Raw genomic sequence first — 14,850 nt, forward strand, 5'->3', positions numbered from 1 at the left:
GGTGGATGGGGGAGGGTGAAAATGAGAAATACAAACAAAGTGTTTCATTTAGCGATTCCATGTAAAGAATTAGATGAAACAGTAGACTTCTACGAAAAGTTAGGATGTAAGCTTGCGAGAAGGTATGATGATCGTGTTACTTTTGATTTTTTTGGTGACCAGGTTGTTTGTCACTTAAATCCAGACGAAATCGATGATAAACCAAAGATGTATCCTCGTCATTTTGGTATTACTTTTTTAGATAAGGATGAGTATGATCAAGCATTAGAATATTCAATCCAAGAAAAGTTGCCTTTTTTTAAAGAACCAATGGTCCGATTTGAGGGAAGGCAGGAAGAACACATGACTTTTTTTCTAATTGATCCGGCTAATAACCTGTTAGAATTTAAGTATTATCACGATAGCGCTATGGCTTACTGAGTTAGAAATGGATATTGCGAAGAGTTAGAGACTGCATATTTTGCAGTCTCTATTAAAATTTTCTTAACAGATAAGTGTAGAAAACAGAATAAACAACACAAAAATCTTTTAACAACCTTAAGAATCATGTACTATTTAAATAGGTCGTTGTTTAGTGAAATTGGGAGAGCAGTACAAAAGTTATAAACGAAGATTAGTTTATAAAGGTATTTCGATTCATTCAAAAAGAATAAGGTGACCTGCTAGCTAATAAGTTAAATAGAAAGGAGTTTTTTTATGAGACGAACTGGTGAAATTGTTTTAGGGATTATTGGAGCATTACTTTATGGTTTTCTGGTCGCTTTAGGTGGTGTGATGATTTGGCTGTCTAAAAGTGAGGGATTGTTGCAAGATATTTTTGATGAAATGACGAGAGAGTTCGAACCGGGGCAAGGTGTTGGAAATTTTGATGGATTTGTTGACACACTAAGTAGTGGTGGCTGGTTCTTTTTAATTGTCTCTGTTATTGCAGTTATCCTAGGTATAGTTTCAATTATCCTAATTAAAGGAAACAAGATGCCGAGAATTGCTGGTATCATTTTTATTATTACTGCTGTTGTTGGTTCAGTTATTACAGTTGGGTTTGGAATCATTGCAGGAATATTTTATTTAATTGCTGGGATTATGTGTCTTGCTAGAAAAGAGCAGAAAGTAGTCGAACCAAATAATGATTATAAAGAAGAGTAATTAAATTAAGCAAACGCTAAATGAAATTGTAAGTTGTCCAAAAATGTTTTAAAGCTTTCCAAATAGCAATGGAAGGCTTTTTTTGATTTTTACTAAAGATTATTGTTGTGTTAGTCTATTGTGGTATTTAAAATTATGAATAAATCAATTTTTCTAATTGAGTAAGGAGAAAGTTCAATGTTTGCTAAATTTAAAAATGTTAAGAATCTTGACATGATCTTTAATAGTATTTCAGAAATGGTTTTTTTGATATCAATTAATGATGAAGGAGTATTTCAGTATCAAGCTGCAAATCAAAAAGCTATAAACAATTTACAGTTTCCAAAAGATTTTGTTGGTAAATCGATAAATGAAGTAATGTCGCCCTTATCGGCAAAGGTAATTACAGATAAGTATCATCAAGCTGTTAATACTAAAAAAGTAGTTATCTATGAGGGAATAATAGAGTTCCCATTAAAAGAGAACCAGGACGAAACAAGAAAAGGGTGGGTCGAATCTAGAATAACACCAGTCTTTGATGATAACGGTGAATGTGAACATATTATTTCTGTTACCCGAGAAATAACGGAACAGAAGGAGCGTGAAAGAGAATTAAACCGAATAAAAGAGCAATTTGAATTAATTTTCAATCATGTTGCTGATCCTGTTTTTACTTTTGATGGAGACGGAGATTATCTGACAGTAAATCCTAGTTTCACAAAGATGTTTGGATGGACGAAGGAAGAAATACAGAATAATTCTTACATTAGTATCTTGCCAAGCAAAAATGATTTTCCTGGAATTATGGAGCGATTAAAAAGAGGAGAGGTTATTGAAAACCATTCTTCCATTAGACAAGCAAAAAATGGTGATAGCATTCACATTCTATCTTCCTACACACCTGTTATGGTTGGTGATAAATTATCTGGCGGTATTGCAGTTTACAAAGACATTACGAATGTGAATCATTTGAGGGAAAAGTTGCGAGAAAGTGAGGATAAATACCGTATCATAGTAGAAAGCTCTAATGACCTTATTAGTATTACTGACATGCAAGGAAAAATCACTTATGCCTCTCCATCCCACCTTGGAATATTAGGGTTAAAACCGGATTTCTTTATGGGGAAATCTTTTCTATCCTTTGTCCATCAGGATGACATGTCAACAGTTGAAAATTGGATAAATAGGATGATTGAAACAGGTGAACCAAACGAAATAGAATACAGACGATTAAATAAAAATGGGGAAATAATATGGGTTCATTCACAGGGAGGACCGGTTTTAAATTCAACTAATAATGTTGAAGAAATTGTGATTGTATCTCGAAATACTTCTGATCGGATAGAAAGAGAGACAGAACTAAGAACGAGGGCTCTATATGATGAACTGACAGGACTTCCTAATCGTACCTTGTTTAATGACTCGTTAGCACTAGCAATGACTGATACGAATCGAACAGGAAAAGTAACAGCGGTGTTACTGTTAGACTGCGATAATTTTAAACAGGTAAATGATTCTTTTGGTCATGACGTAGGTGATAAAGTTATTAAAGAATTCGCAAGCCGCATCCAAAAAAATGTACGAAGTGTTGACACTGTATCTAGAATGGGTGGAGATGAATTTCAAGTTGTTTTACCAGGATTAGACCAGTCAGAAGTAGCCGTAGATATTAGTCAAAAGATAATTGATACTATGAAACATCCAATTTTAGTTGGTTCAGAATCGCTCTCAATAACGGTTAGTATAGGTATTGCATATTATTTAAAGAGAGGGAAGTCAAAGGAAGCACTTATCAAAGAAGCAGATAAGGCCCTCTATAGCTCCAAAAATAATGGGAAGAGCACATTTACTGAGTACACTGATAATCTTAGAAGTCCATTAAAGCAAAGCTTTCTGCAAAAAATTTTTAAACTATGATAGGAAGTATCACAGTTAGATATTTATTGTTATCCTAGGTTCAATTATTATAATGTTTTACATATAGTTTAAACATGTCCAAATAAATCTCGGAGATGATTAGGCTATGTTTCTTATTAAAAAAATAAGTACAATAATTTTAGGAAGCATATTATTATCAATCGGTATTAATTTTTTTCTAGTTCCTTTTAAACTTTTAGATGGCGGTATGATTGGACTTGGTTTAATTGTAAACTATTTAACTGGGATCCAAGCTGGACTAGCTATTATTGGTCTAAGTATTCCTATTTTTATTTTAGCATGGGTTTATCATCGAGATTATTTTTATAATAGTTTGCACGGAATGTTGTTATCTGCATTTATGATTGATTATTTATCCAAATTACACTATTCACTTATAGCAAAGTTTCATTTCTCATCTATTTTAAGTGCTGTTTTAGGTGGAATTTTTATAGGAATAGGGATAGGAATCATGCTTCGTTATAAAACAAGCACTGGAGGGACTGATCTTTTAGCGCAGTTTCTATCAAGAATTTACAAAGTTAACATTGGAATTACCATTTTCATTTTAGATAGTCTTATCATCTGTCTAGGAGGGTTACTGATTTCCTTCAAGGCGTTTATTCTATCAACTGTAACAATTATATTTGTTGGTATATTCACAAGTTTATGTACTTGGAATATGGAACAAGATCCAGTACAGTAAGCAATACTTCATCACAGATCTATTGCTTATATAAATAATACTATGCTTTATTTACTTACGATAATGATAATGTTATTGTATCAAGGAATGTAATTACATTCCTTGTTTAGGTTTGAATCTGGTTATCAGTATAAATATAGACCAAGAATCAGAAGGAGCTAACAAAATGCTTTTTAGTTAGGTCAAGTAGGAGGCTATCATGACTTTAATCCAAACATTTGTATATATTGGCACGATTGCTTTCGGCGTTTCCGGAGCATTGCTTGGAATCCGCAAACAATTAGATATATTTGGCGTGCTTTTTTTATGTTTTACAACATCACTTGGTGGGGGAGTGATCCGAGATATCATGATTGGTAATATCCCTCCTCAAAATTTGATTGATCCTCAGTATTTTTTAGTTAGTTTAGCGGCAGGCATAATAACCTTATTGTTTTATGATAAAATCGCACAGTTGAACCACAGCATGCTATTTTTTGATGCAATTGGTTTAGGTGTATTTACTGCAGTAGGTGCTCAAGCAGCACTTAACCTAGACTTCAATCAACCTTTTCTTGTTGTTGCTATGGGGCTTGTTACTGGAATAGGAGGCGGAGTCATGCGGGATGTATTTGCAAAAGAGATCCCTTTTGTCTTTCGTAAAGAAATTTACGGAATAGCTTCCATTGCTGGTTCAATAAGTTTAATTTTAACATATAATGTCATACCAACAGTATTATCGCTATATCTCTGTTTACTTATAACCTTTATCGTCCGAGTTTTGTCGGTGAAATTTCAGTTGAATGTACCGGTTGTTAGAAAAAGTATTGGTAATTCTGAACAGAAATTAGAGTCTTAAAAAAATTACAAATTATGGTAAGATGAGAATAGATAAATGATGAAAACTTAATGATTATCATTAACCTCTATACGATAGAGGTGTATAGGGGTGTACAATCAATGGGGAATTTGTTTCCAAAACTGTATGATATCGCAATGAAACCACTAGAGCGGACTAAACTAAAAAAAGTTAGGAAGTTATTGATTAATAATGCCTCGGGTAGAGTGTTAGAAATAGGATCCGGAACAGGGGTTAATTTCCCCTATTATACTAACGCGCTTCGAGTAGATGCAATTGAACCTAACCCTTCAATGCGAAACCGCTCACTTAATAAAGAGTCATCTACAGTAATACAAACCTATTTAATCGGTGCGGAAAAGTTACCGTTCGCTGATAATACCTTTGATTCAGTTGTTGGTACATTGGTTTTTTGTACGATACCAGAACCAAACAGCGCACTAAAAGAAATTCAGCGGGTGAGTAAACCTGGTACAAAGATCTTATTGCTTGAACATGTTAAAGTTAATAATAAATTTTTAAGTAAAATGCAGGACATTTTGACTCCCATCTGGAAAAAAGTTTGTGATGGCTGTCATCTAAATCGCAACACGCTAGACTTAGTTGAAAAATCAGGGCTTTCAATTTCTAAAAAGAGTTCATTTTACGGTGGGATATTTATAACAATTGAATGTATAAATGAATGATTTTAATTAAATTAAGATCTACAAAATAAAAACAAACCTTTTCACTTACTTTTGTGATCTGAGAGGGTTTGTTTTTTATTTTTGTCGTTAGTTTTCTTTGTGGGGCTTTATACTGACAAGTTGAGCTCACTTTTTTAATAATGATGGATTATACGTACACATCCAAATAAATTACATTTCTACAATTTATTTCCAAACTAGTAGTTACAAGAAGAACATAATGTTCTGTTTTTAGAAATGAGCTATATAAGTGTTGAATATTCTAACTAGATAACTAATAAAATGAAAATATGCTAATTGATATTTCTCTGAATTTTTTAAAATTTTATTGACGCAATTTCAATAAGGTGATAGTGTAATATTTAAGATAATAGTTCTGTTAATTTTTGAAAAAAATTTTTAAAAACTCACATGTACGCACCTATTAGTCTCTTCACATACACCACTCTACAATAGATAACCTATTTTCAATCAGATGTAATCTAAAAAACAATAGATATTTAAACTAGACTTCTTTTTATAAACTACTTTTGTTATGTAAGCGTTTACTAATAATTTATTTAACCTATTAATCCAATATATTAGGTTTTATTTTCAATAAATAAAGGAGGTGAGCAAGCAGGCAAAAAAAGATGATAGGTTATATTTTGTTTTTTGTTAAGAGCAAATAAACAGGGGGTATAAATATGAATAAGAAATGGCTGATAGCTGTAGTATTTGGATTCATGGCACTAGTTTTAATAGCATGTGCTGGAAGTGATGATAGTGAAACTAGTTCTGAGGGCGGTGATGACACGGGTGCAGATGCTTCATCTGTTGTTGGAGATGACATTGAAGGTGCCACAGAATTATCATATTGGACATTTGTAGAGCTTCATATGGAATTCGTTGAAGAGGCGGCAGTTCGATGGAATGAAGAATTTCCAGACAAAGCTATCAAATTAGTAGCTGAAACCTATCCATATGATCAGATGCATAACAACTTACTATTGGCTTTACAGTCTGGAACAGGCGCACCAGATATATCTGATATTGAAATAAGTCGTTTTCCTAACTACTTACAAGGTGAGCCGCAAATGTTACCAATGAATGACCATGTTGAACCTGAAATTGATAATTTTATTAAGTCGCGTTTTGAAATCTATGGTAAAGACGGTAATTATTATGGAATGCCAACACACGTTGGGGCCTCTGTAATGTATTATAATACTGAAATTATGGATGCAGCGGGCGTGGATATCGATTCGATTGTGACTTGGGACGATTACGTAGAAGCTGGTAAACAAGTTGTTGCTAATACAGATGCCATGATGACAACAGTTGCTACAGGGGATTACTTACCGATGTGGCAAATGATTAGCCAAAGGGACTCAGATTGGTTTGATGCAGATGGTAATTTAACTTTAAACAATCAAGCTAATATTGATACCCTTCAATTTTTACACGATATGATCTATGAATCTGAAATTGCCGAGCTAACTCCGGGTGGAGAACCACATGCAGAAGAATTTTATGCTTACATGAATGATGGTGGATCTGCCTCAATTGCAATGCCAATGTGGTATATGGGTCGATTCACAGATTACATGACAGATCTTGAAGGAAAAATGGTTGTCCGTCCATTACCTGCTTGGGAAGAAGGCGGTAACCGTTCAGCTGGTATGGGTGGTACAGGAACCGTAGTCACAAACCAAACTGAAGAACCTGAGCTTGCTAAAGAATTTTTAGCATATGCAAAGCTTTCTAAAGAAGCTAATATTAAACTATGGGAAGTACTTGGCTTTGATCCTCCGCGTTGGGATGTTTGGGAAGATGAAGCAGTGCAACAAGATAACAAGTTTTATCAATTCTTTGGGGATGATATTTTTGATACACTTCTCTCCGTAAGAGACGAGATCAATGCAGTTAATATTACTGAGCATACTCCTGATGTGGCAACAGAAATTAATACAAATGTGTTTGACAGTGTTCTAAGGCAACAGTCTCAAACAGCTGAAGAAGCATTGAATCAAGCACAAGAAACGATTGAAGCAAATATGCAGTAAAGGAAGCTAATCAAATCATAGAGTAGTAGTGTGGACCAGTATATTGGTTTACACTACTGCTTTTTGAATTCTTAAATGTAAAAACGTATAAATTCAATTTTAATAAGCTGATGTTTCATATGAAATTTAAAAGTATAAAATAGCTTATTAACCCTTCAAAGAGCGATGGTATTGTTCGCGAGTTCCGTTTAAGATACTTCAGACTGGAAATAACAGATTATTATCACGTCAATTGAAATAGTGATGTGTTTTTTACTTAAAAGGAAGCTAACATGTTTATGATTAATGTTAAATAATCTTAAAATATACGTACACCTTTGACTTAGAAGGTGTACGTATATTTTGTTAATGAAAATAATCTAATTGTCGAGTAATCAGCAATACTTTGCAAACACTGATTATCTAAGAGTTCCGATAGGTTTTCTATAGATTTTTTTGTATTTTATCATCAATAAAATACTGTTTTTCGTTTTATTTACTATTGACGTAAATTCAATAAGATGATAGGTTGATACTAAATAAACGTACTTTTTTCACCCGTATTTTATTAATAAATGAACAACTTGTACGCATCTGTTTAGATTTAAAGTTACTGATAAATTAGCTGCGTTAATTATTTGTTGTTATTTGTAAGCGATTACTATATTGTGGGACAAGCACTATTTAACCTTGGAGTTTATATTTCCTTTAGTTGTCTATTAAAGACAATTTAACCCCTTAAATTTGTAAGCGCTTTAAATTTTTACTATCTTTAAGGAGGTGATAGGGTTAAACGTTGGATGTTTTTAAATTCATATAAAAATGAAGAATATATTATGGGGGCATTGTTATGAATAAGAAAATTTTAATAACAGCATTATTTGGATTAATGGCATTATTTTTAGTGGCTTGTGGTGGAGGAGACGAAAGTGAAACCGCCTCAGAAGCTGACGCATCAGAAGTAATTGGGGACGATGTAGAAAACGCAACGGAACTTACTTTTTGGAATTTCAATGAATTACATACTGAATTTTTTAAAGATGCTGTAACACGTTGGAATGAAGAAAATTCGGATAGGGCTATCAAATTAGTTGCAGAGACATATCCATTTGATCAAATGCATAATAACTTACTATTGGCTATTCAATCTGGAACAGGTGGACCAGACTTAGCAGATATTGAAATTGGTCGTTTCCCTAACTATTTAGAGGGTGAACCACAATTGTTACCAATGAATGAATATATTGAACCAGAAATGGAAAACTTTATTCAATCACGCTTTGAAATTTACTCTAAAGATGGTAACTATTACGGTATGCCAACACACGTTGGTGCATCAGTAGTTTATTACAATACAGAAATTATGGATGAAGCAGGAGTTGATATTGATTCAATCGTGACATGGGATGATTATGTTGAGGCTGGAAAACAAGTGGTTGCAAATACAGATGCTAAAATGACAACTGTCTCTACGGGGGATTACTTACCAACGTGGCAGCTTGTAAGTCAGAGGGATTCTGATTGGTTTGATGAAGAAGGAAACCTAACAGTCAACAATCAAGCTAATATTGACACCCTTCAATTTTTATACGATATGGTATATGAATCTGAAATTGCTGAGCTAACCCCAGGTGGGGAGCCGCACGCAGAAGAATTTTACTCATATATGAATGATGGTGGAGCAGCATCCGTCACAATGCCAATGTGGTATATGGGTCGATTCACAGATTACATGACAGACCTTGAAGGAAAAATGGTTGTACGTCCAATGCCTGCTTGGGAAGAAGGTGGTAACCGTTCAGCTGGTATGGGTGGAACAGGTACAGTTGTTACCAACCAAACCGAACACCCTGAACTTGCCAAAGACTTCCTTGCATTTGCTAAGCTTACTAAAGAATCTAATATTAAACTGTGGGAAGTCTTAGGATTTGACCCTCCACGTTGGGATGTATGGGAAAGTGAAGCAATGGCAGCAGATAATAAGTTTTATCAGTTCTTCGGTGATGATATCTTTGATACGTTACTAGATATCAGAGATGAAATCAATGCAGTAAACATTACAGAGCATACTCCGGATGTTGGAACAGAGATGAATACAAACGTATTACCTGAAGTTCTTAGACAGCAAGATCTAACACCTGAAGAATCCTTAAACCGAGCTCAAGAAACAATAGAAGGAAATATGCAATAAGTGAGATTAGATTAAATTGCAAGGTACATTATGTACCTTGTAATTTTTACTGTTGGTAAAGTTATGGGTAATCATGATAAATCATTTCAGCATATAGAAAAGAAACTATAAAAAGGATGAAGGATAATTAATACTTGTGAAGAAGATAATTATAAGGCATTAATTATTTATACGTATAAGTTTTAAAATCCAACCTGGCCGTCTTTGATAAAAGTAAGTACATAAAACATGACGGAACTTTGTACGTTTAGGCTCAAGTACCCCAAATGTAGATAAGTAAGAGGGCGACGTTCAAGCTATGTTGGTGAAGATGGAAAATCTTTATGTTAAGAGGGAAAATGGGATACAAAGGTTCCTTTTAAAATGTTGGCGATTACACAATATAATTTTAGGAGGAGAACTGAAAAATGAAGAGTAAATCAATAGTAGTTGTTACAGGTGCAAGTAGAGGGATTGGTAGAAATATAGCTTTATATTTTGCTGAAAGAGATTATTTGGTGATTGGAACTGGGAGAAATCAAGAAAAGTTAAATGACCTAGAAGAAGAACTGAAAAAATTATCACCAACAAGTACAACTAAGGTAATGGATGTGACCAAGCCTACTGACATTGAGAACCTTGTAAGTTATGTATTGAAGGAATATGGGCAGATTGATGTTTGGATAAATAATGCTGGTGCATTTATGGCAATTGGTCCGACTTGGGAGGTCGAAAAAGAGGATTGGATCAACGATGTGCAAACAAATCTATTTGGAACGTTTCACAGTGTACAAGCGGTAATTCCAGTTATGTTGAAACAGAAGTTTGGTAGAATCATAAACTTAGCAGGTGGCGGTACAATTGGTGCGTTTAAGTATGGGAATGGTTACGGTACCTCGAAGACTGGTGTTGCTAGATTCACAGAAAATCTAGCTGCTGAACTCGAGCAAACGCCAATCAAGGTTTTTGCTTTAGACCCTGGGTTAAATGATACTGATATGACTCGTTATCAACGTGATTCTGATGTAGGCAATCAGTACTTAAGTGGGATCGAGTCATTATTTGAACAAAACATTGATGTGCCTCCAAATCAAGCACCCGAATGGGCTTTTCATCTTTCTTCAGGTGACCTAGATGCTTTTTCAGGAAGGATAGTAACCGTTTATGACGATATCGAAGAATTAAAGAATCAAGTTAGAAAAGGTAATGATGTTGATTACTTAAGATTAAGACTGTGGAAATAATTTGATTTTATTTAGGAGAGGGGGAAAGGGATGAAAACAACGGTTGATATTAATTCAAATAGAATCTTAGGAAACAGAAATGAAATGATTTATGGACATTTCATCGAACATTTCCATCGTCAAATATATGGAGGTCTATATGATCCAGGTAACTCTCTGTCTGATGATGAGGGTTTTAGGACTGATGTAATAGAAGCACTAACTAATATAAACATACCAATAGTTCGTTGGCCTGGTGGTTGTTTTGTTTCTAACTATCCATGGAAAGATGGCGTTGGGAAATACCGAGTGCCGTTTTTTGATAAGGCGTGGCGTGTAGAAGAAAGCAATCAGTTTGGTACTGATGAATTTGTTTCTTTTTCTAAAAAGATAGGTGCCGAACCTTATATTTGTACGAATGCAGGTACTGGTTCGTCAGAGGATATGAGTGACTGGGTCGAATACTGCAACCTAAAGGACCAAGGAAAATGGGCTAATTTACGCGCTGAAAACGGACATAGAGACCCGTTCCATGTCAAGTATTGGAGCATCGGCAATGAAAACTATGGTGATTGGGAAATGGGCGCGAAAGATCTAAAAGAATGGGGCCGCTTTGTGCGCGAATCTGCAAAAATGATGAAACGTGTGGACCCTTCGATTGAGCTTTTTGCAGCAAGTATATCTGATCTTGATTGGAATCTTAATCTTTTGAGAGAAGCGGGTAAATACTTAGATTGGATCTCCATTCATGGATACTGGGATACGCTAAATGAATCGAATGAGTTATCGGACTATGAAACTTGTATGACATATACATTAGAAATTGAACCTCCGATTTTAAAGACAAAGCATATTCTTGGTTCATTGGGCTACCTTGGAAAGATTCGTATTGCTTTTGATGAATGGAATTTAAGAGGATGGCATCATCCACATGTAAACTCTGCTACTGAAGATTATTTATCTCCACGAGATAAAAATGATTTAAATGCTAGTTATACAATGGCTGATGCAGTATTTACTGCCTGTTTCTTAAACCAGTGTTTGAAACATTGCGATGTGGTAGGCATGGCTAATTTTTCACCAACCGTTAACACTAGAGGAGCTATTTTCACCCACCCAGATGGTATTGTATTGCGGTCTACCTATTTTGTATTTGAGCTATTCACAAAATATATGGGAGACCAAGTGATTGATTCATGGGTAAGTTATTCTGATTCATTTACTGTGGAAAAAGAAGGAAACGCCATCGATATACCAAGTCTTGATATCGTTGCTACAAAACAGGAGAAAGATAGTCAAGTTAGTATTTCAATCGTTAACAGACATCCTGATCAGGCGAAAGAAGTCACTTTTAGGACGAATCAACTTTCTTCTTTTAATCAAGCCAAGTTGTATAGTGTTTTAGCTGACTCTAAGGATGCTTATAATGACGTTGAGCATCCGAATGAGGTTTCAATTGACGAAAAGCAGATTCCGATAAAGGATGATGGATTAACAATTAACGTTGCACCTCATTCAGTAAATGTACTTGTACTAAGGTAATAAACTATAAAATACAGGAGTGATAGTAAATGACATCAATGATTAATATTGATAAGAATAATTGCGGCCAAACAATTAGTAAACATATATATGGACATTTTGCTGAACATTTAGGTCGGTGTATCTATGAAGGAATTTGGGTAGGAGAAGATTCTCCGATTCCGAATACACGTGGAATTAGAAATGATGTTGTGGCAGCATTGAAAAAGATTAATATTCCAAATTTAAGGTGGCCTGGTGGATGCTTTGCAGATGAGTACCATTGGAAGGACGGAATTGGACCACGTGAAGACCGACCGACTATCGTAAACACAAACTGGGGTAAAGTGACAGAAAATAATCATTTTGGTACCCATGAGTTTATGGATTTATGTGAACAACTAGATACCGAACCATATATATGTGGTAATGTCGGCAGTGGAACGGTACAGGAGATGCAAGAATGGGTCGAATACCTAACATTTGACGGGGAGTCACCGATGGCCAAATTGAGAAAGAAAAACGGCCGAGACAAGCCGTGGAAACTAAAATATTTTGGGATTGGTAATGAAAATTGGGGCTGCGGTGGAAAAATGCGTGTAGAGTATTATGCTGATAAATACCGTAATTACCAAACATATGTCAAGAATTTATCAGGAAACGAAATCTATAAAATTGGTTGTGGACCTCAAGAAGCTGATTACCACTGGACAGAAGTGATGATGAGAGAAGGAATGGGAAGTAATGAACCTGTTCCAGACGAAATTATTGAAAATATTTGGGATTATCATCGACCTGAAATGAATGGCTTAAGTCTACATTACTACACACGTAATCGAGCAAATTACACACTAGCTACTGAATTTGATGAAGAATTATGGTTTGATTATATCAAAAGAACAATGAAAATTGAGGAAATTATTGTTAACCATTCGGCTATTATGGATAAATACGATCCAGACAAAGAAGTGGGGATTATTATTGATGAGTGGGGCACTTGGTTTAAAGTTGAACCGGGCACAAATCCTGGTTTTTTATATCAGCAAAATACATTGAGGGATGCGATTATTGCTGGAATTAACTTAAATATTTTTAATAACCACTCTGATCGTGTTCATATGGCAAATATTGCTCAAGTGGTCAATGTATTACAGTCGATGATTCTGACAGAAGCGGAAAAGATGATTGTTACACCTTCCTATCATGTTTTTGAAATGTATAAAGTACATCAGGATCAAACATTACTTCCTATTAACATTGGTAGTCCTTTTTACAGCTATGGTGAAGAACGTTTACCTATGCTTAATGGATCAGCATCAAAGGATGAGTCTGGCAAAATAAATGTGTCTATTTGTAATATAGATCCTAACAAAGATGAAGAAGTTCAATTAGACATAGAAGGTGTCAAAAGTAGCTCGACGGTGACAGGACGCGTGCTAACTTCTGATAAGATGAACGCACATAATACTTTTGAACAACCAGAGAATATTAAACCGACTGAATTTAAGAATTTCAAAGTCGAGGAGAATAAAATTAGATTCACGATCCCGGCAAAGTCAGTGCTTGTGTTAGAAATCAACTAAATTTAATGTTAAGTGAAAAAGAGGTTGCAATAGGGTCAAATTCCACAAAGGAAATTTGACCCTATTTGTTAGTAACCTTTTGAAAAATCAACTAAGTTAATGGACGGTTTTTCCCCGTTTGTGTAGCTTAACAGATTAGGGATAAGTATATCACTTACGACACGCTTGTCATAATGCTCATTCGAACCTGCAGAATGTGGCGTGATAATCACATTTTCAAAATCCCATAACGGACTTTCCCTCTCCAATGGCTCGGTTTCAAATACATCTAGTCCAGCACCGGCAATATTATTATTATCAAGAGCATCAATTAGGGCTTTTTCATCAACTATTTCACCACGTGCAATATTAATAAAAAAGCTTGATTGTTTCATTAAATTAAACTGTTCTTCGCCAAAAAGATGATAAGTGTCTTTAGTAAGTGGTAAAGTTACGGCGACATAATCACAGGCTGGTAGAATTTCGTTTAAATAGTCCGTTGTGACCATTCGATCTACATTTTGTTCCGGTTTTCCAGAATGTCTAACGCCGATTACTTTCATGCCAAAGGCTTTAGCAATCTTAGCAGTTTCTTTTCCAATAGCACCGATACCTAGAATGCCAATCGTTTTTTCGTGCATTTCGAGATTTAAGCCAGCGTGATTCCATTGCTTTAGCTTTTGATTCTGGACATATGTATGAATTTTTCTTGTTAACGCTAACATAAGACCGAAGATTGTTTCAGATATCGGAAATGCATGTACACCATTGGCACTAGTTAAATGAATATTTTTTTCAGCTATTGCATCTAAAGGATAACTATCCACACCTGCGCTCCAACTTTGGATCCATTGTAAATTTGATTCTGATGCTAAGCAGGGACTTTCCATTTCTTTTTTCCAACCAGCAATCACTTCTGCATCATGTACATGGTTTTCCCAAGATTTTTTTTCTTTACCCGCAATGATTTCCCAATCAGGAATAGCCTCTTTGATTAATCTAAGGAGATCTTGATTAAGATTCTCGGCAATAACTATTTTCCTTTTAGTCATACATACACCTCTTTTTAACTTTATTT

12 protein-coding genes are annotated in these 14,850 nt (G+C 34.8%); 11 read left to right on the plus strand and 1 reads right to left on the minus strand.

What is annotated here, in order from left to right:
• The first annotated feature begins 21 nt into the window (after positions 1 to 21).
• From LD272_RS16620 to LD272_RS16670, 11 genes are all read left to right on the plus strand, one after another.
• Entirely contained in the window at positions 22 to 420 is a 399-nt protein-coding gene (locus LD272_RS16620) for a VOC family protein (protein ID WP_226037725.1), read from the plus strand.
• A gap of 276 nt (positions 421 to 696) precedes the next feature.
• A complete protein-coding gene (locus tag LD272_RS16625) occupies positions 697 to 1,146 on the plus strand; it encodes a DUF4064 domain-containing protein (RefSeq protein WP_226037726.1) in 450 nt (149 codons plus the stop codon).
• 177 nt (positions 1,147 to 1,323) lie between these two features.
• A complete protein-coding gene (locus LD272_RS16630; RefSeq protein WP_226037727.1) occupies positions 1,324 to 3,042 on the plus strand; it encodes a sensor domain-containing protein in 1,719 nt (572 codons plus the stop codon).
• A 106-nt stretch (positions 3,043 to 3,148) separates the two neighbouring features.
• On the plus strand, positions 3,149 to 3,748 hold the full coding sequence (locus LD272_RS16635; protein WP_226037728.1) for a YitT family protein: 600 nt from the start codon (positions 3,149 to 3,151) through the stop codon (positions 3,746 to 3,748).
• A 199-nt stretch (positions 3,749 to 3,947) separates the two neighbouring features.
• Positions 3,948 to 4,586, plus strand: a complete 639-nt coding sequence (locus LD272_RS16640; RefSeq protein WP_226037729.1) for a trimeric intracellular cation channel family protein — start codon at positions 3,948 to 3,950, stop codon at positions 4,584 to 4,586.
• 101 nt (positions 4,587 to 4,687) lie between these two features.
• Complete coding sequence (locus tag LD272_RS16645) at positions 4,688 to 5,272, plus strand: class I SAM-dependent methyltransferase (protein ID WP_226037730.1); 585 nt, start codon at positions 4,688 to 4,690, stop codon at positions 5,270 to 5,272.
• A gap of 686 nt (positions 5,273 to 5,958) precedes the next feature.
• Complete coding sequence (locus tag LD272_RS16650) at positions 5,959 to 7,317, plus strand: ABC transporter substrate-binding protein (protein WP_226037731.1); 1,359 nt, start codon at positions 5,959 to 5,961, stop codon at positions 7,315 to 7,317.
• Positions 7,318 to 8,146: 829 nt separating this feature from the next.
• Positions 8,147 to 9,487, plus strand: a complete 1,341-nt coding sequence (locus tag LD272_RS16655) for an ABC transporter substrate-binding protein (protein WP_226037732.1) — start codon at positions 8,147 to 8,149, stop codon at positions 9,485 to 9,487.
• A gap of 407 nt (positions 9,488 to 9,894) precedes the next feature.
• Complete coding sequence (locus tag LD272_RS16660; RefSeq protein WP_226037733.1) at positions 9,895 to 10,710, plus strand: SDR family oxidoreductase; 816 nt, start codon at positions 9,895 to 9,897, stop codon at positions 10,708 to 10,710.
• Between the two features lie 30 nt (positions 10,711 to 10,740).
• Complete coding sequence (locus tag LD272_RS16665; RefSeq protein WP_226037734.1) at positions 10,741 to 12,231, plus strand: alpha-L-arabinofuranosidase C-terminal domain-containing protein; 1,491 nt, start codon at positions 10,741 to 10,743, stop codon at positions 12,229 to 12,231.
• A 29-nt stretch (positions 12,232 to 12,260) separates the two neighbouring features.
• Complete coding sequence (locus LD272_RS16670) at positions 12,261 to 13,793, plus strand: alpha-N-arabinofuranosidase (protein ID WP_226037735.1); 1,533 nt, start codon at positions 12,261 to 12,263, stop codon at positions 13,791 to 13,793.
• Positions 13,794 to 13,861: 68 nt separating this feature from the next.
• On the opposite strand, the gene LD272_RS16675 is transcribed toward LD272_RS16670, so the two are convergent.
• The gene (locus LD272_RS16675) at positions 13,862 to 14,824 is read right to left on the minus strand and encodes a D-2-hydroxyacid dehydrogenase (protein WP_226037736.1); all 963 of its coding nucleotides are present in this window, start codon (positions 14,822 to 14,824) and stop codon (positions 13,862 to 13,864) included.
• Positions 14,825 to 14,850: the final 26 nt, after the last annotated feature.

The sequence above is a fragment of the Aquibacillus saliphilus genome (genome assembly GCF_020404745.1).
Classification (GTDB): domain Bacteria; phylum Bacillota; class Bacilli; order Bacillales; family Amphibacillaceae; genus Aquibacillus; species Aquibacillus saliphilus.